Genomic DNA, 16,716 nt, shown 5'->3' with positions numbered 1-16,716 from the left:
CGGATGGTTCTCCTCAGTGCGCGTGGCCGTGGGACAGCTGGGCCGGAGCCGAGGCCGCCAGCTTCACCTGATAGACGCCCTTGGACACCACCCGCTCGCCCGGCTTTACGCCGTCCCGGATGGCGACCAGATCGCCGTCGCGCATGCCGGGGATCACCGGCCGGCGCTCGAAGGATTCGCCCGCGCTCTGGACGAACACCACCGGCTGGCCGTTGTCGTCGACCACGGCGGAGGCGGGAACGGCCGGCAGTTCCTCGCCCGCTCCGGTGAAGACGCGAGTCTGGGCATACATGCCGATGCGGAACCGTTCGTCGGGATTGTCGAACTCGAACAAAGCGGGGACGGTGCGGCTCTCCTTGTCCACCACGCCGCCCAGCGCGATCAGGCGACCGTTGCGCCCCTGTTCGATCACATGGGCGCCGTCATGACCGTCGGCGGTGAACCAGGCCCCCGAGGGGGCGCGCACCCGTCCCACCTGGGATTCGGGGATCTGCGCCTCCAGCCACAGCTTGGCGAGGCCGGCCACATGGAACAGGACCTGCCCCTGTCCGACGGCGCCCCCCGGCTGGGTGTTGACGGCGGCGACGCGGCCCGATACCGGAGCACGGAGCGCGATGCCGCCCTTGGCGCCCTGATAGGGGGCGGAACGCCGGTTGGCGGCCTCCAGTTCGGCGCGTGCCGTGGCCTCCTGGTTGCGGGCTTCGATCAGCCGGCGCTCCGGGACGGCTTCCAGGGCCAGCAGCCCTTCCAGGCGATGGCGTTCCTGGGATGCCAGATCCAGGGCGAGGCGGGCCTTGCGGGTTCCCAGTTCCAGGGTGGCGGAATCGGTCTCGCCGCCCAGTTGCGGCACCAGCCACGCCAGCACCTGACCCTTCTCGACGCTCTGACCGATACGCGGGAAATCGGGCGAAGGGGCCAGGACGCCCGCCCCCGGCGCCGCGATGATCGCCTCGTCCGAGGCTCGCGCCCGGATGGTGCCGGTTGCGGCCACCGAATCGCGCATCAGCCGGGATCGCACTTCGGCGGTGGCGAAGCCGATCTTCCACTGCACCTCCTTGGTCAGGGTGATCCTGCCGGTGGCCTCGGCGTGTCCGGCCTCGTCCATGGCCGCCGTGGCGGCGGCATCATCGGCGTGGACGCGGAACTGCCCGATGTCGTGGCGGTCGGTGCCGTCGCCATCCTTGAAGGTGACGGTCAGCTTGCGCTCGCCGGAGATCTTGGGGACCACCAGGGCGCGGTAGATGCCGGGCTGGTCGGCCATGGCGGGGAAGGTTTCCTCGGGCTGGCCGCCGCCCGACAGGGTCAGCGTCACCTCTGCGCCGCTCGCCGGCTTGAAATCGGCAAGACGGGTGAGGTGCAGGACGAAATCGCCGGCCTCGCCCGCCACCGGCACCGGGTGTTCCATGAACAGCTCGGTGCCGGCGGTAAAGGTGGTCGAGGATTGGCGCTCCTCGGCATGGGCATGCTCGCCGGCGGGGGAATGGGCTTCCTCGGCATGGGCCGCCTTCGCGGCGGCCGGGGGACGGGACAGGGTCGCATAGACGCCGCCGCCGCCTAAGATGGTGCCGGTGGCCAGGGCGATGATCAGCTTTCTCATGGATTGGGCTCTCCGGCGGCGAGAATAAGGTCGGAATGGGCCTCGCGGGCGCCGAATTCCAGTTCGAGAGCGGTGGCTTCGGCTTCCCACAGGGCCTTGTGGGCGTCGAGCAGCTCCAGCACGTTCATCTCGCCGGCCCGGTAGGCGGCCTGGGCGATGCGCGCCAGTTCCTTCGACGGCGCCACGGCGCTCTCGCGGAATTTGAGCGCGGTGGCGCGCAGTTCTGTGGTGCGGCGCCACAATCCGCGAACCTCGCCTTCGGCCTTGGCGCGGGCCAGGGCCAGATCGGCGCTGGAGGCCCGCGTCTGGGCTTCGGCCTTGCGGGTGGTGGCCTGTCCCCGGTCAAACAGAGGCAGGGGCGCCGAGACGGTGAGCAGAACGCCCTGGTCGCGGCTTTCGGGGCGGTCCACCTGCTTGAGGCCGGCGCCCACGGTTACCTCGGGAATCCAGCCCCGGTCGGCGGCGCGCCGCTCCAGGTCGGAGGCGGCGATTTTGGACCGCAACCCCTGGAGGTCCGGCCGGCTCTCCAAATGGCTCATCAGGTCGTCCAGACCCAAGGGCGGCGGCGGCAGAAGCTTGCCCTCGAGGCGGGGCATGGGACTGCCGGCCGGCAGGCCCATCACTACCCGCAGGCGCTCCCACGATTCGGCCAGATCGGCTCCCATGGCACGGACCTTGGCGTCAGCGGCCAGCTTCTCGCGCGACAGCCGCCGGGCATCGTAGCCCGAGACCTCGCGCCCCTGGCGCAGCCTGGTCAGTACGGTTTCCGCCTCGCCCAGGCGGGTGGCCCAGCCTTGCGCCGCGCCCAGGGCCTGGGTGCGCATCAGCACGGTGTGGAACAGCCGGCGGGCTTCGGCCCCGGCCTCCACCAGGCGCTGGCGCCCATCGGCCTGGGCGGCGTCGGCACGGCGGAGCGCCGCATCCTGGCGCAGGAAGCGGCGACCCGAAATGTCCACCGGCTGGGACAGGCGGTAGGTGTCCTGGATGGCGGCGCCTCCCGTTTCCTTGGTGCGGTCGCGTTCATACTCGAAGGTGGGGTTGGGCCACAGCCCGGCTTCGTCGGCCTCGGCGCGGGCGGCGTCCAGAGTCCCTTCGGTGGCGTCGCGCAGCTCACCGCGCCCCCGGGCGGCGGCGACGGCCGCCTGTTCGTCGAGGTGGGCGGGCTCGGCCCTAACCGGGACGGCGAAGGCCAGGGCCGCCGCCAGCAGCGATGGTCCGGCCCAGCGGATCGTCGCGGCCCTCAATGCTTGTGGTCCTTGAGCAGCAGGCCGTGGGCAAGATCGACGTAATTCTTGGCCTCGGCCTCCTTGCCGTCCTTGCACAGCTTTTCGGCGCTCTCGATCTGCCACTTGGCGCGGTCGCGGTCGGCGGGCTTGCCGTGGAACTGCTTCAGGGACTGACGCAGTTCGGGCAACTGATCGCAGGACGAACCGGCCCAGGCGGGCGCGGCCAGCAGCAGCGAGGCGAGAGCGGCAATGGTGATGGAACGGGACATGGCGTGATCTCCTGTCGGGGATGCCCGGTGACGGGGCGCTTGACCGGCCGGCACGCGAATGCCGGCCGGAAGGCCTCAGTTCGCCTGGGTGGGAAGGTCAAAGCCGGTCATGGCCTCGCAGATCTCCTGCACCCGGACCATGTGGGCGGCGCTTTCCTTGCTGCGGGGGTCGAGGTGGTCGTCGGTTTCCCGTCGGCACTTCTCGGCCAGATCGGCCCTGCGCTTCGTTTCGATGGGAGAGCGCCCGGCGATGGCGGGCAGGTCGGCCATCTCGCGGCACAGTTCCTTCAGGTGACTGGTTTCGCGGGTGGTGTTGGAATCGCGGTAGCGGTGTTGAGCCTTGGCCGGCATCCGCGCGGCGGTCTGGTCGAGGTTCCAGTCGGCCTCGGTCAGGCAGGCGCGGCGCAGGGTTTCCTGGCGCTCATCCGGCGTCTTGCCCTCCAGACGCTTGGCCAGGGGGACGCTGGGGGTGGAGGCGCAGGCCGACAGGCCCACCGCCATCAGGGCGATGATCAGGATATGGGGATTCATGGAAATGTTCTCCCGGAACAGCATTCGGGTTTCCTCCGTCACCGGAAAGGCGACGGACAGGCACGAAAAGGATCTGTCGGAAGTAGCGGCTAGTTCAGAAGAACGACCGTGCGGTGGGAAACCAGGCGCGGGTCGAGCGCGGGTTCCACCGCCGGCAGGGCGGGGCGGGGGGCTTCGGCCGTAGGCGGCTCGCTCCACGCCGGAAAGGCCGCCGGCAGGGCGATGTCGAAACCGGCAATGACTTGCTTCTTGCTGATCGCCGGAGCGGCCTGGACCAGCGGAATATCGACGCAGTCGGCGGATATGGCTGAGTGGTCGACCGCGACGCCGGGCATCGCCCCATGGTCATGGCCACCGGTCTGAATCGCCTCGATAGCCAGATGGCCGTCGCCGCCCAGGCACAAGGCGAAGGCGCCGCCCGTCGGTCCGCCAAGCAGGATCATCAGCAGGCTGAGCAGCGCAGCCAGCTTCCGAGCCGGACGGGTGAAGATCAGACGGGTCACCTAGGGGCTTCCTTGAGCCATAACCAGGAGTGGCGGATAGCATGGCATGACCCCTGGGGCAAATGAACGGTTTTTCATGTTGCTGTCAGGACCCCGTCTCTCCGGTTCGGAAAGAAAGGCAGCAACCGCCGGAACCCCGCGCCTTTCGGCGCAAGGTCTCGGAGAATGGGATGTCATGAAGATGAAGTGGCGGAGGGGGCAGTCTGGAGCGAACCGGTCTCTGGCGTCAATTCCCTGAAGTGCTGGGAAAGTGCAGGGAATTTCCCACCGCGAATAGGCTCCGCGGTACCTTTCCCGCCCTGTCAGTGGCAGGAGCCGCCGGGATACGGCGAAATTCCCTGGCGCACCGAACACGGAATTGTCTCAATTCGATCAGGGAAGAAACTCACTGTGGTCTTAATAGAGGATCAATCCGGGCTCCGGGCATGGCTGCCGCACTTATGTCCGCGCCGCCTCTGGCCGCCGCCAATATTGTCCTGGTCCGCGACTTCCCTTTCTGCGCGAGGTGAAACTGGGCGGCATCCTCGCCGACGACATGGGGCTGGGCAAGACGGTACAGATCCAGGCCCATCTGGCGGTCGAGACGGTCCAGGGGCGGGCCACGCACCCGCCCAGACCGATGACGTCACATGGGATATAGCGGGTCATACACCCTCCGGCGATGGAGCGGCTCGACGCAAGGAAACGACAGATGCCCCCCTAACGACCGGTAGCAAGCCGGCCCACTTCATCCAGGCGGCGATTATCGGCCGGGAGACACAACCTCCCTTGACAGATAGAAGATCAATCCTGCTATTGGGTACCCTGGGTTATGCAGCGAAAATCCGGGCCTTGTTCCACGGGGGAGCACAGGGCTGGCGCGCCGAATGGTTCACCTACGATGCGGTTTCTACGGGTCCTTTTCGGTCGTCGCAGCCGCTCACGCGATGGGCTGGTCCTGGCGATCGTGCTGTCGGCCGTCGGGACCGCCGCCATCACGGTCATCGTCAACAGCGTCGCCGACCGCCCCATCAATTCCGAGATCGATTTCGCCAAGCTGGTGATGTTCGTCCTGGCCACCGCCCTGTCCGTCGGCGGCCAGTCGCAGACGCTGGACATGTCCTCGGCCCTGGCCGAACGCCTGCTTCAGTCTCTACGGCTTCGCATCGCCGAAAGGGTCCGCCACGCCGATCTGGCGACCATCGAACGGGTGGGTATCGCGCGGATCTACACCACGCTCGCCCGCGACACGGCGGTGCTGTCCGAGGCCAGCGCCCTGGTCATGCATGGCGCCATCACCAGCATCGCCATGGTTCTGACCGGCCTTTACGTGGCGTGGCTGTCGCCCTTCGCCTTCGCCGTGGTCGCAATCCTGTTCGCCGCCACCGTCTATTTCTACCGGGTCAGCCAGCGGAACAGCCGCGCCGCCCTGCTGGCGGCCGGCGACGCGGAGACCGATTACCTCGGCCGATTCCGCCACCTGCTGGACGGCTTCAAGGAAGTGAAGATGCACCAGAGGCGGGCGGACGACCTGCAACAGGTTCATCTGGCGATGCAATCGGCCTTGACCCAGGACCTGAAGCGCGCGGCGTCGCGCCGGATCAATTACGGCCTCAGCATCTCGCACCTCAGCTTCTCTCTGCTGCTGGCGACGGTGGTGTTCGCCCTGCCCCAACACCTGGAAAGCCGCGAGACGGCGGTGAAGGTGACCTATGTGGTCATCTTCCTGCTTTCGACCCTGAACGTGGTGATGCGGGCGCTGCCCATGCTGATAAAGGCGAATCTGGCCCTCGACAGCCTGGACCGGCTGGAGGCGGACCTTGCGGCGGGAGGTCACGGCCCCGAGCTTCTCGCCGCGTCGCCCGGTTCGGAATTCGACCTCATCGAGCTGAACCAGGTCGTCCATTCCTATCGGGACGGCGATGGGCGGAGCCAGTTCACCGTCGGGCCGTGCAGCCTGACCATCCGGCCGGGCGAGGTGGTTGTGTTGGTGGGCGCCAACGGCAGCGGCAAGTCCACCATCCTCAGATTGCTGACCTGGCTATACGAGCCCCATTCCGGCGTCGTCCTGTGGAACCGCCGGCTGGTGGACCACGCCAATGTCGCCGATTACCGCACCCTGTTCAGCGCGGTCTTCTCGGAATTCCATCTGTTCGACCGGCTTTACGGCTTGGCCGAGGTCGGCGAGGAGCGGGTCAACGCCCTCCTTGCCGATCTGGGGCTGGCCGACCGGGTGAAATTCGCGGCGGGACAGTTTTCGACGCTGGAGCTTTCCTCCGGGCAGCGCAAGCGGCTGGCCCTGGCCGTCGCACTGCTGGAGGATCGGCCGATTCTGCTGCTCGACGAATTCACCGCCGATCAGGACCCCGCCTTTCGCGAACGCTTCTATACCCGAATCCTTCCCGACCTGCGCGCCGCCGGCAAGACCGTCGTCCTGGTCAGCCACGACCCCAACCCCTACGGCGTCGCCGACCAGGTGCTGACCATGCGCGATGGCCGGATCGTCGATCCCCAGACCGCACCGGAGCCCCCCTGCCATGGAAGCGAATGAACGCGATCAGCGCGTGACCGAAGGCGACGTCCGGCGGTTCTTCACTTGGGCGACCGGCTTCATCCTGGTCTTGGCCGCGCTGCTGCTGCTGCTGTGGAACTACATCGTGGTGACCATTCTTCCCGGTCATGTGGGGGTGCTTTATTCCTGGCTGTTCGGCGGCACGCGGGCCGAAAAGGTCTATGGCGAGGGAATTGCCATGAAGTGGCCCTGGAACCGCATGTACATCGTCGAGACTCGGGTCCAGACCCAGGATTACGAGGTCACCGTCCTCAGCCAGGAAGGCCTGTATCTGCGTTTCGACATCTCGGCGGTGTTTCGGGTCGATCCGAAGCGGGCCGGCCGCCTGGTCCGGGAGCTGGGGCCCGATTTCGCGGATCGCATCGTGCGTCCGCTGGTGACGGGTTCGGTGCGCCAGATGGTGTCGCGGTTCGGTACGCACGAGCTTTACACCATCGATTTCCGGAGCCTGGAAAAGCAGATCTACGATCTGGTGAAGGCGACGCGCTACGGCGAGATCATCGATTTCCACTACATCATCGTGCGCAAGGTCATCATGCCCGAGACGATGGCCCGCGCCATCGAGGACAAGCTGGCCCAGGAGCAGTCGGCGGCGTCCTACATCTTCCGCCTGGAGATGGAGCGCCAGGAAGCCGAGCGCAAACGCATCGAGGCGATCGGCATCCAGAATTTCTATTCCGTCGTCTCGCAGGCGCTGACCCCCAATCTGCTCACCTGGCGGGGGATCGAGGCGACGGTGGCACTGTCGCGTTCGCCCAATTCCAAGATCGTGGTGGTCGGCGGCGGCAAGGACCAGATGCCGCTGATCCTCGGCGGTGACATCCACAACCTCCCTTCCCCCAGGGCCGTCGCACCGGTCTCGTCCGCGGCCAACCCGCTGCCGGACTGGGACCGGACGCCCCGCCTGTTCCCCAACAGCAACGTCACCTCCGAGGGAGTGATCGTGCCCGAGGCGAAGGAGCGGCTGGACGAGAATGGAGCGGCGTTGCCGGGCTCTCCGCTCAAGGGCGCCCCTGCGAAGCCGCCGGCCGAGCCGAAAGCCCCAGAGCCGGCGAAGGGGGGCGCGCGGGCTCCGGAGGCGACACGGGGGTTTTCGAGCGACCGGGCCGTCTCCCCCTTCACCGGTGACGGCGAGCCCGGACAGGGGCTGGCCGAACGGAGCGTGGGGGACCCCGGCGTAATTCGCCAAACGGTGTCCGACGAGGGATTGCGCAACCGGCCGCCGGTCCAGGAGGGCTTCCGCGTGGTCTGGCCGAAACTCGGCGGTCCCACCGGCAGCGGCCAGCCACTGGGGCTGGAGCGTTGAGGCGCAGATTCGATCAAGCGAGGGAGAGTGCAATGCTGCCCATCTTCGTCATTCTTTATCTTGCGCTGGCCCTTCTCGTCTCCTTCGAGGCCCGGGGAAGCCGGGTCGGCTTCTGGGGCGCGCTGGTCCTCAGCCTCGTCCTCACGCCGTTCGTCACGTTCGGACTGCGCCACCTGCTGGCCGACCGGGGCCCCGGGAAAACGTCCTGACACCGGTACCCGCGAATTCGGCGGCAACGGCGCCCGTCGTGTTCCTGCTGTCGGGCCAGGGATCGCATTACCGCGGCATGGGCCGCACCCTGTTCGACGAAGATCCCGTCTTCCGCCGCTGGATATTCTGGGCCGACCATCTGGGCCAGCGCGAGGCCGGCTTTTCGGTGGTGGACGAGTTGTATGCCGTTTCCCCGGCCTCGTCGCCGTTCGACCGGCTGACGCGGACCCATCCCACGCTCTATGCCGTCGAACTGGCGCTGTGCCACGCGGTTCGCTCATGGGGCGTGCATCCGGACCGCATCTTGGGCGCCAGCCTGGGCGAATACACGGCCATGGCGTTCGCGGGGGCGGTCGAGCCCGAACTCATGTTCCGCCTGCTCCAGGCCCAGGCCGTCGGATTCGAGGCGCATGCCCCAAGGGGGGGGATGACCGCCGTCCTGGCCGACGCCCTTCTGCCCCGGCAGGAACCGGCCCTGTTCGCCGGCCTGGAAGTGGCCGCCGTCAACTTCGACCGGCATTTCGTGGTGAGCGGCCCCGTGGACCGCCTCGCCGCCCTGGAGAATGCGCTGTCGGGACGCGACATCCTGTTTCAGCGTCTCGAGGTTTCCTTCGGGTTCCACGCGTCCTTCATCGATCCGGCCAAGGCGGTTTTCGACCGCCTGGCCGGCGGCGTGACGATTGGCGAGGCCCGGGTGCCGCTGATTTCCTGCGTCGACGGCCAGGAGCGCAGGGTCATTCCCCGGGGGCATCTCTGGAATATCGTCCGCCAGCCGATCCTCTTCGCCGACACCGTGCGGAAGCTGGAGCGCGAGGGGCGGCAATTCTACGTCGACGTGGGGCCGTCGGGCACCCTGGCCAATTTCGTCAGATACCTCCTGGGCCCCGAGGCCGACGGACGGGTGGTCAGCCTCATGACGCCGGGCCAGGCTTCGGTGGCGGCATTGCGGGAACGGCTGGCGAAGGCGCTGGCCGTCCGCGGGGAAGGCGCCCCGCCTGACCGCCAGGAAAAGGGAAACGGCCGATCCAGGACGGAAAATTTCCATTCGCGATGGACAACTCAAGGTGCATAGGACCTAGTTTTGTGATAACCATTAGGGCGAGGTGGCGACCCGACAGGGGCAACTGATCGGCTGGCTGCTGTGGAAGGCTCATTTCATCTATCCGAGGGTGGCAAGATGACCGAACCGGTACGCGCATTGGTGAATGGTGCGAAGCTCGTGGGCGAGTCCGTCCTTCCGGGCGTCAGCCTGCTGATGGAGGGGAAGTTGGTGAACGGCGCCGTCCACACCGTTCTCGGGCTGGGCGCCAAGGCGCTGCTGGGGCCGGCCGGCCTGATTATCGTCGCGGCCGACAGTTTCTCGAAGTCCGTCACCGACAAGTATCTTTGGGACCACGTGGTGGACGCGGCCCGCCCCCTCAGGAAGTGCGAGACCGCCGCTGCCGAGGCTCCGGCCGATAAGGCGGAAACGCCGGCCGAAAAGCCCGCCGTCTGAATTTCCGTTGGTTCCGCTCCCGCCGCCGTCGAGGCGGGGCGGGCAGCGGTATGTTCGGGGGATCGAGCGCATGTTCTGGGCTCTGTTGCTTGTTGTCCTGATCGTGCTGTTCATGGCGGCGCGCAGTTCTCCGACCATGCTGGTGGGCATCGTGAACCGCCTGTGCAATTGCGTGGCGGGTGGGCTGAGCGGCGTCAAGGAGGACGTCGAGGATGTTCGCGCCGAATGGCGTGACGTCCTGGACAAGCGGAATGCCCCCCCAGCGGGCCAGCCGGCCGGTTCCCGCGCCGAGGGGGATCGCGGCAACTGATGGGCATGGCCGCCGATATCTTCGATCTCCGCCTGCGTTCAGAAATTCCCGGGCGTCAACGCTGGGACATCCCTGGCCTTGTGGGGCGGCGCGACCTCGCCCAGCGCCTCGAGGCGCTGGTGGGCGGCGTGGCCGGCGTCCGGGACGTCCGGGCCAATCACCTCACCGGCCGGGTTCTCCTCCACTTTGAAGCCCTCACGGTCAACGGCGCCCGGGTGATCCGCGACGCCCTCGACCGCCTCGTCCGGGAGGCCGCCCCCGGCGGCCGGCGGCCGGAGGAGGAGACCGTCCACCCCGCCCTTCTTTCGGCGGGCAACCCGCTGCGGGAACTCCTCACGCGGTTCAAGCTGGACCGCAGGGGCGCGCGGGAGGCTCCCCTGTGGTCCATCGTCAACAACGTGGTCAATTTCCTGCCCGAGCTGGGGCTGGTAGCCATCGTCAACGTGGTCAACAAGGATGCGCCCAAGTTCCTGGCGGCGATGGGATTGCGGTCGATGCCGGCGCAGCTCGTGTTCCTGGGCGCCTTCACCGCCGCCGCCTTCGCCGCCGAACTGGTCGTGGAGCGCAAGAAGCGGGAAGCCTGGCGCAGGATGGCGCGTGATCTGGAACACCGCGTCCGCGTCGATACCTACGCCCACGTCCAGGAACTGGATCTGGCGACCATCGAGAACCAGTCCTCGGGGGCGCTGGTCCGCACCCTGTCGGAGCATCTGGCCACCATCAACCGCTTTCTGGAGACGGGGGCGGACGACATGCTCCAGCGGGCCATCACGGCCCTGATCATCGTCGTGACCCTGCTGGCGGTCTCGCCCACCCTGGCGGTCACCGCCCTGGTCCCGTTGCCGATCATCATGCTGGGCGCCCGCTACGTCCAGACCAAGACCGAGAAGCCCTACGAGGAGATGGCCGAGGTCAACAGCCGGCTCAACAAGCTGCTGTCCAACAACCTCACCGACCTGGCGACCATCAAGAGCTTCACCGCCGAGCGGCAGGAGGTGGGCCGCCTGCTCCAGATCAGCCAGGGGGTGCGCGACACCAGCGACCGCGCCGTGGCCACCAGCTCGAAATATACCGATGTCATGCGTTTGCTGATCTCGCTGTCCTTCGCGTTGTCGATGACCGCCGGCGGGTTCCTGGTGGCCCGCAACAGCATCGCGCCGTCCATGTTCACCTTGCTGCTGTTCTTCGTGCCCAAGCTGCTGGTGCGCATGGAGGGCATGGGCGAAGGCTACGACATGTACAAGAACGCGGTGGGCTCCGCCGCCGAGCTGCTGAAGCTCATCCGCGCCGAACCCACCATCGTCGGCGGCGACACGCCACTGCCCGCCAACCGGGTCGAGGGCATGGTGCGTTTCGACGGCATCGACTTCGCCTACCGGCCCGACAATCCGCTGTTCCGGAATTTCAGCGTGACGATCCCGCCGCGCCAGACGGTGGCTTTCGTCGGCTCCACCGGTGCCGGCAAAAGCACCCTGGTCAAGCTGATGATGCGCTTCTACGACGTCAACGGCGGCTCGGTTCTTCTGGACGGCAAGGACCTGCGCGATCTCGACCTCACGGACCTGCGCCGGGCCATCGGCTTCGTCAGCCAGGACGTGTCCCTGTTCGACGGCAGCATCCGGGACAACATCCTCTACGGCCGGCCGGCCGCGAGCTTCGAGGACGTGGTGGAAGCGGCGAAGGCCGCCGAGGCCCACGCCTTCATCGAGGCGCTGCCCGACGGCTACGACACCGCCGTCGGCGAGCGCGGCAAGAAGCTGTCGGGCGGCCAGCGCCAGCGCATCTCCATCGCCCGGACCATGCTGAAGAATCCGCCCATCCTGATCCTCGACGAGGCGACCTCGGCGGTGGACAACGAGACGGAAGCCGCCATCCAGTTGTCCATCGACCGCATTTCGCGGGACCGGACGACGGTGATGATCGCCCACCGCCTTTCGACGGTGCGCAATGCCGACATGATCCACGTCCTGGAGGAAGGGCGGATCGTCGAGTCCGGCTCGCACGAGGCGCTGCTGCGCCGGAAAGGCATCTATGCCGGCCTTTGGCGGGTGCAGACCGGCGAGGCGGTTCGCCTCCTCCACCACGCCTCGACCTAGCCGTCCGCCATGTCGGGTGCCCCGATCCTCGACGACTCCCCCGCCTGGTTCCAAGCCGAGCCGTTCGGGCTGAACGGCGAACGGGGGCCGTTGCGGGCGGCGTCGGCCATCACCCTGGCCCCGTTCGGCTGGCTGGAGGGGGAGGGGGACGCGTTCCTGCATCCGAGCGAGGCGGTAATGCTGACCGACCGGATGCATCCCCGGCGGCGCCACAGCCTTCTGGCGGGCCGCCATGCCGCCAAGGGCGCTCTGGCCGCGCTTGTCCCTGGTCTCGCCCCCCGCGCCGTCGCCATCCGCCCCGGGGTTTTGGAACAGCCCGTGGTGGCGGGGCCGGGCACGGCCAACCTGCAGGTCAGCCTGTCCCATGCCGGCCCGGTGGCCCTGGCCGTCGCCTTTCCCGAAGCCTGCCCCATGGGGGTGGACGTGGAGCTGATCGCCCCGGACCGCCTGGCGGCCATGGAAAGCCAGACGACCCCGTCCGAGCGGAGCATGGCGACGGCCGCCGCCGCCTCGGCCGAGGAGGGGCTGACCCGCCTCTGGTGCCTGAAGGAGGCCCTGTCCAAGGTTCTGCGTTGCGGGCTGACGGTCCCCTTCGAGCTGCTGGAGGTTTCCCGCCTGACCCTCGATGGCCCGGTGTACCGCGCCGATTTCACCAATTTCGGCCAATATCTGGGAATCAGCCGGGTTTGCGGCCGGCTGGCCGTGGCGCTGGTGCTGCCCCACAACGTGCAGCCGGTGGGTACGCCCCCCTGGATGGGGGCGTGGGGCGGCTGGCTGTCGCGGGCGGCGGCGGCCCTGGAGGGATGGAGCGAATGACGGTCGTCTGCATGTTCCCCGGCCAGGGATCGCAACGGGTCGGCATGGGCGCCGGCCTGTTCCCCCGCTTTCCCGAGTTGGTGGCCAGGGCGGATGCCATCCTGGGCTATTCCCTGGCGGATCTCTGCCTGAGGGATGCCGACGGGCTTCTCGACCGCACGGACCATACCCAGCCGGCGTTGTTCGCGGTGTCGGCCCTTGCTTGGCTGGCGCGCCTCGAGGACGGCGCCGCCGCCCCCTCCATGGTGATGGGGCACAGCCTGGGGGAATTCACCGCGCTGTTCGCGGCGGGGGTGTTCGACTTCGAGACCGGGCTCAGGCTGGTCCGCGAACGCGGCCGCCTGATGAACGAAGCCAAGGGCGGCACCATGCTGGCCGTCATCGGCCTGACGACGGACCGCATCCGCGCGGTATTGGCACGGCATGGCCTGTCGGGCATCGACGTGGCCAACCTCAACACCGCCGAACAGACGGTCCTGGCCGGACTGAAGGGCGAGCTGGACCAGGCCGCCGCCGTCTTCCAGGACGAGGGCGCCATCCCCATCCCGGTGCCGGTGTCGGCCCCGTTCCATTCCCGCCACATGATCCCCACCGCCGAGGCTTTCGCGTCCTTCGCCGAAGGATTCGATTTCGCCGACCCCGCCTTGCCGGTGATCTCCAACGTCACCGCGAGGCCCTATCCCCTTCGCGGGGCGGCGGCCGTGTTGCGCCGCCAGTTGGTCAGCCAGATCACCGGATCGGTCCGTTGGGTCGAGAGCGTCCAGTACGCCCTGGCCCGTGGCGCCCGGACCTTCGAGGAGGTGGGGCCGGGCGACGTGCTGGCCAAGCTGGTGGTGAAGATCCAGGCGGCGCCCCTGCCCGAAGACGCGGGGTCGGACCCCGAGCCGGAGGCCGCCCCCGCCGCGCCGCCTCCGCCCTCCGGCCTCGACGCCCGCAAGCTGGGTTCGGCGGCGTTCCGCGAGGCGCACGGAACCCGGCTGGCCTATGCGGCGGGGGGAATGTACAAGGCCATCGCCGGCCCCCGCATGGTCATTGCCCTGGGGCGCGCCGGATTGCTGGGTTTCCTCGGCACCGGCGGCGTCGATCCCGGACAGGTGCGGCGCGACATAGAGGAGATCCGGGCCGCGCTGGGCCACGGCCATCCCTGGGGCGTCAATCTCCTCAGCCGGCCCGACCGGCCGGCGGCGGAGATGGAGATGGTGGACCTGCTGCTGGAGGCCAGGGTGCCGACGGTCGAGGCCGCCGCGTTCCTCCAGGTCACTCCGCCGCTGGTTCGTCTGCGATACGCCGGGGCCAGGCGGTTGCCCGACGGTGGCGTGGCGCTCGCCACCCGCGTCGTCGCCAAGGTGTCGCGGCCGGAAGTAGCGGCCCAGTTCATGGCGCCGGCCCCCGAGGAGGTCATCGACCAGTTGGTGCGCCGGGAACAACTGACCGAGGAGGAAGCCTGGTGCGCCCGGCGTGCGCCCATCGCCCACGACATCTGCGTCGAGGCCGATTCAGGCGGACATACCGACCAGCGTTCCCTAGTCACCGCGCTTCCCGCCATCATGCGCCTGCGCGACCGGGTGATGGCGGAGCGGGCCTGGGCCGAGCCCATCCGCGTCGGAGCGGCGGGGGGGATCGGAACGCCGGAAGCGGCGGCGGCCGCCTTCATGCTGGGCGCGGACTTCGTGGTCACCGGCTCGGTCAACCAGTGCACGGTCGAGGCGGCGACCAGCGGCGCGGTCAAGGATATCCTGGTGTCGCTCGACATCCACGACACCGCCTATGCGCCGGCGGGCGACATGTTCGAACTGGGGGCCAAGGTCCAGGTCGCCGCCAAGGGGTTGTTCTTTCCCGCCCGCGCCAACAAGCTGTTCGAGCTTTACCGCCGGCTGGACGGCCTGGACGACATGGACGCGCGAACCCGCGAGCAGTTGGAAAGCCGCTTCTTCGGCCGCGGCCTCGACGAGGTCTGGCGCCAGACGGCGGATCATTACGCCAGGGACGAGCCCGACACGCTGGCCGAGGCCGAACGGAACCCGAAGCTCAAGATGGCCCTGGTGTTCAAACGGTATTTCCTCGACACCACGCGCTTGGCCCTCGACGGCGCCATGGATCAGAAGGTCAATTTCCAGATCCACACCGGCCCGGCCATGGGCGCCTTCAACGCCTGGGTCAAGGGCACGGATCTGGAAGACTGGCGGAACCGCAAGGTCGCCGAGATCGGCCTCCGCCTGATGAACGGGGCGGCCAGCCTCATCACCGGGCGCTTCACGGAATGGATGGGATGAACATGGACGGGCAGATGGCGGATCACCGGATCTTCGAAACGCTTGCCGCCTGCGTGGCCGAGGTGCTTCCCGACATCGCCGCCGGCCGGCTCGGGCCGGAGGATTCGCTGAAGGATCTGGGGGCCAATTCCATCGAACGTGCCGAGATCATTCTGGAAGCGGCCGAGCGCCTGTCGGTCAAGGTGCCGATGACCCGGTTCGCCCGGTGCCGCAATCTCGGTGAGATCGCCATCGTTCTCGGCGGCGGGTGATGCCCTATGACCGTCCCGGCAGCGTGGCCGTCACCGGAATGGGGGTCGTCACCCCCTTCGGCATCGGCCTCGCCCGACTGTCGCAGGGGCTGAAGGGCGCTCTCCCCCCCGCGTTCCTGACCGAGCATCCTGCGCCCCTGTCGTTTCCCGTCGTCCGGGCGCCGTTGCCCCCGATCGACCTCGCCGCGGCCCTGGCGGAGCTCGTGCCGGGCCTGCCCGATGCGGCCCGGCGGACCCGGCGCCTCGCGCATCGGGCGGACCCGACGGTGCAGGCGGTGACGCTCGCCGCGCTGGAAGCCTGGGCCATGGCCGGGCTGACGGCGGGACCGCCCGACCCGGAGCGGGCCGGTATCGTCGTTGCCGCCCAGAACGCCACCACCGGCCAGCAATACCGGCTGCACGAGAAGTTCCGGAACTCCCCCGAATGGCTTTCGCCCGCCTGGGGGGTCGGATTCATGGACAGTTTCCCCCTGGGTATCGCCAGCGAGGTCCTGGGCCTGTTGGGTGAGGGAATGACCGTGGGCGGCGCCTCGGCCTCGGGCAATCTGGCCCTGATCCAGGCCGCCAGGATGATCCGGGGGGGAGACGCCGACCTCTGCCTCGTCATCGCCCCTCCCGCCGATCTTTCACCCATGGAATACCAGGCCCTTTCCAGCCTGGGCGCCATCGGCGGACATTCCTTCGCCCGGGAACCGGATCGCGCCTGCCGCCCCTTCGACCGTGCCGCCGAAGGGTTCATCCCGGGCGCGGCGGCGGCGGCCGTCGTGCTGGAAGCCGGAGAGATCGCCGCCCGGCGCGGAGCGACGCCGCGCGCCATCCTGGCCGGCGGCGCGGCGGCCCTTTCGGGCAACGGGCATACCGTTCCCGACGGGGCGGCCGAGTTTCGGGCGATGGAACTGGCGCTGCGGCGGGCGGGGCTGGAGCCGGCGGACGTGGACGCGGTAAGCGCGCATGCCACGTCCACGCCCCTTGGCGACCGGACGGAAGCCGAGGCCCTGGACGCCTTGTTCGGGCCCCACCGGGTGGCGGTCAACGCGCCCAAGGGTCTGCTGGGCCACGGGCTGTGGTCGGCCGGGCTGGTCGAGGCGGTGGCCGCGATCCTTCAGATGGAAGAGGGCTTCCTCCATCCCAACCGCAATCTCGATGATCCGGTCACCGACCGGCTCGATCTGGTGGGGGCCGGGCCGCGCGACGCGGCCATCGGCACCATGGTCAGCAACTCCTTCGGTTTCGGCGGCATCCATACGGCGGTGGTGATCCGCGCCGCCATTGGGAAATGAGG

16 protein-coding genes are annotated in these 16,716 nt (G+C 68.4%); 11 read left to right on the top strand and 5 right to left on the bottom strand.

Features of this window, described 5'->3' with window-relative positions:
* Positions 1 to 13: 13 nt before the first annotated feature.
* From CP958_RS17095 to CP958_RS17075, 5 genes are all read right to left on the bottom strand, one after another.
* Entirely contained in the window at positions 14 to 1,597 is a 1,584-nt protein-coding gene (locus CP958_RS17095; RefSeq protein ID WP_096703407.1) for an efflux RND transporter periplasmic adaptor subunit, read from the bottom strand.
* Positions 1,594 to 2,841, bottom strand: coding sequence for a TolC family protein (locus tag CP958_RS17090; protein WP_096703406.1), 1,248 nt, complete (start codon positions 2,839 to 2,841; stop codon positions 1,594 to 1,596). The genes CP958_RS17095 and CP958_RS17090 overlap by 4 nt, the downstream gene beginning before the upstream one ends.
* Positions 2,838 to 3,092 (bottom strand): hypothetical protein, encoded by a 255-nt coding sequence (locus CP958_RS17085; RefSeq protein WP_096703405.1) that lies wholly within the window; start codon positions 3,090 to 3,092, stop codon positions 2,838 to 2,840. Before CP958_RS17085 ends, CP958_RS17090 begins: the two co-directional genes overlap by 4 nt.
* Before the next feature lie 75 nt (positions 3,093 to 3,167).
* On the bottom strand, positions 3,168 to 3,623 hold the full coding sequence (locus tag CP958_RS17080) for a hypothetical protein (protein WP_141400556.1): 456 nt from the start codon (positions 3,621 to 3,623) through the stop codon (positions 3,168 to 3,170).
* An 89-nt stretch (positions 3,624 to 3,712) separates the two neighbouring features.
* Positions 3,713 to 4,126 (bottom strand): hypothetical protein, encoded by a 414-nt coding sequence (locus CP958_RS17075; RefSeq protein ID WP_096703403.1) that lies wholly within the window; start codon positions 4,124 to 4,126, stop codon positions 3,713 to 3,715.
* 811 nt (positions 4,127 to 4,937) lie between these two features.
* On the opposite strand from CP958_RS17075, the gene CP958_RS17070 reads away from it, so the two are divergent.
* The 11 genes from CP958_RS17070 to CP958_RS17025 all read left to right on the top strand — a co-directional run bounded on the left by CP958_RS17070 (position 4,938) and on the right by CP958_RS17025 (position 16,714).
* Positions 4,938 to 6,656, top strand: coding sequence for a cyclic peptide export ABC transporter (locus tag CP958_RS17070; protein ID WP_096703402.1), 1,719 nt, complete (start codon positions 4,938 to 4,940; stop codon positions 6,654 to 6,656).
* Complete coding sequence (locus CP958_RS17065) at positions 6,643 to 7,983, top strand: prohibitin family protein (RefSeq protein WP_170959012.1); 1,341 nt, start codon at positions 6,643 to 6,645, stop codon at positions 7,981 to 7,983. The genes CP958_RS17070 and CP958_RS17065 overlap by 14 nt, the downstream gene beginning before the upstream one ends.
* A 32-nt stretch (positions 7,984 to 8,015) precedes the next feature.
* Entirely contained in the window at positions 8,016 to 8,192 is a 177-nt protein-coding gene (locus CP958_RS26470; protein ID WP_170959011.1) for a hypothetical protein, read from the top strand.
* A 38-nt stretch (positions 8,193 to 8,230) separates the two neighbouring features.
* Entirely contained in the window at positions 8,231 to 9,265 is a 1,035-nt protein-coding gene (locus CP958_RS17060) for an acyltransferase domain-containing protein (RefSeq protein ID WP_096703400.1), read from the top strand.
* Positions 9,266 to 9,370: 105 nt separating this feature from the next.
* Complete coding sequence (locus CP958_RS17055) at positions 9,371 to 9,688, top strand: DUF6072 family protein (RefSeq protein ID WP_277948887.1); 318 nt, start codon at positions 9,371 to 9,373, stop codon at positions 9,686 to 9,688.
* A gap of 70 nt (positions 9,689 to 9,758) precedes the next feature.
* Entirely contained in the window at positions 9,759 to 9,998 is a 240-nt protein-coding gene (locus CP958_RS17050; RefSeq protein ID WP_096703399.1) for a hypothetical protein, read from the top strand.
* A complete protein-coding gene (locus CP958_RS27095; RefSeq protein WP_096703398.1) occupies positions 9,998 to 12,094 on the top strand; it encodes an ABC transporter ATP-binding protein/permease in 2,097 nt (698 codons plus the stop codon). Before CP958_RS17050 ends, CP958_RS27095 begins: the two co-directional genes overlap by 1 nt.
* Before the next feature lie 9 nt (positions 12,095 to 12,103).
* Entirely contained in the window at positions 12,104 to 12,910 is an 807-nt protein-coding gene (locus CP958_RS17040; RefSeq protein ID WP_096703397.1) for a 4'-phosphopantetheinyl transferase family protein, read from the top strand.
* Positions 12,907 to 15,183, top strand: coding sequence for an ACP S-malonyltransferase (fabD, locus tag CP958_RS17035; protein WP_197706417.1), 2,277 nt, complete (start codon positions 12,907 to 12,909; stop codon positions 15,181 to 15,183). Before CP958_RS17040 ends, fabD begins: the two co-directional genes overlap by 4 nt.
* Before the next feature lie 14 nt (positions 15,184 to 15,197).
* Positions 15,198 to 15,434 carry an acyl carrier protein gene (locus CP958_RS17030; RefSeq protein ID WP_170959010.1) on the top strand — a complete coding sequence of 79 codons (237 nt, stop codon included), beginning with the start codon at positions 15,198 to 15,200 and terminating at the stop codon, positions 15,432 to 15,434.
* A complete protein-coding gene (locus CP958_RS17025; RefSeq protein WP_096703394.1) occupies positions 15,434 to 16,714 on the top strand; it encodes a beta-ketoacyl synthase N-terminal-like domain-containing protein in 1,281 nt (426 codons plus the stop codon). The genes CP958_RS17030 and CP958_RS17025 overlap by 1 nt, the downstream gene beginning before the upstream one ends.
* Positions 16,715 to 16,716: the final 2 nt, after the last annotated feature.

The sequence above is a fragment of the Magnetospirillum sp. 15-1 genome (assembly GCF_900184795.1).
Classification (GTDB): domain Bacteria; phylum Pseudomonadota; class Alphaproteobacteria; order Rhodospirillales; family Magnetospirillaceae; genus Phaeospirillum.
Note: the sequence above shows the minus strand (reverse complement) of the source record. Positions and strands in the feature narration are given on the sequence as shown.

Bases quoted from the DNA above. Each gene is read 5' to 3' on its own strand.
- CP958_RS17095 (WP_096703407.1), bottom strand. From the start codon at position 1,597: ATGAGAAAGCTGATCATCGCCCTGGCCACCGGCACCATCTTAGGCGGC.
- CP958_RS17085 (WP_096703405.1), bottom strand. From the start codon at position 3,092: ATGTCCCGTTCCATCACCATTGCCGCTCTCGCCTCGCTGCTGCTGGCC.
- CP958_RS17080 (WP_141400556.1), bottom strand. From the start codon at position 3,623: ATGAATCCCCATATCCTGATCATCGCCCTGATGGCGGTGGGCCTGTCG.
- CP958_RS17070 (WP_096703402.1), top strand. From the start codon at position 4,938: ATGCAGCGAAAATCCGGGCCTTGTTCCACGGGGGAGCACAGGGCTGGC.
- CP958_RS17065 (WP_170959012.1), top strand. From the start codon at position 6,643: ATGGAAGCGAATGAACGCGATCAGCGCGTGACCGAAGGCGACGTCCGG.
- CP958_RS26470 (WP_170959011.1), top strand. From the start codon at position 8,016: ATGCTGCCCATCTTCGTCATTCTTTATCTTGCGCTGGCCCTTCTCGTC.
- CP958_RS17055 (WP_277948887.1), top strand. From the start codon at position 9,371: ATGACCGAACCGGTACGCGCATTGGTGAATGGTGCGAAGCTCGTGGGC.
- CP958_RS17050 (WP_096703399.1), top strand. From the start codon at position 9,759: ATGTTCTGGGCTCTGTTGCTTGTTGTCCTGATCGTGCTGTTCATGGCG.
- CP958_RS27095 (WP_096703398.1), top strand. From the start codon at position 9,998: ATGGGCATGGCCGCCGATATCTTCGATCTCCGCCTGCGTTCAGAAATT.
- CP958_RS17040 (WP_096703397.1), top strand. From the start codon at position 12,104: ATGTCGGGTGCCCCGATCCTCGACGACTCCCCCGCCTGGTTCCAAGCC.
- fabD (WP_197706417.1), top strand. From the start codon at position 12,907: ATGACGGTCGTCTGCATGTTCCCCGGCCAGGGATCGCAACGGGTCGGC.
- CP958_RS17030 (WP_170959010.1), top strand. From the start codon at position 15,198: ATGGCGGATCACCGGATCTTCGAAACGCTTGCCGCCTGCGTGGCCGAG.
- CP958_RS17025 (WP_096703394.1), top strand. From the start codon at position 15,434: ATGCCCTATGACCGTCCCGGCAGCGTGGCCGTCACCGGAATGGGGGTC.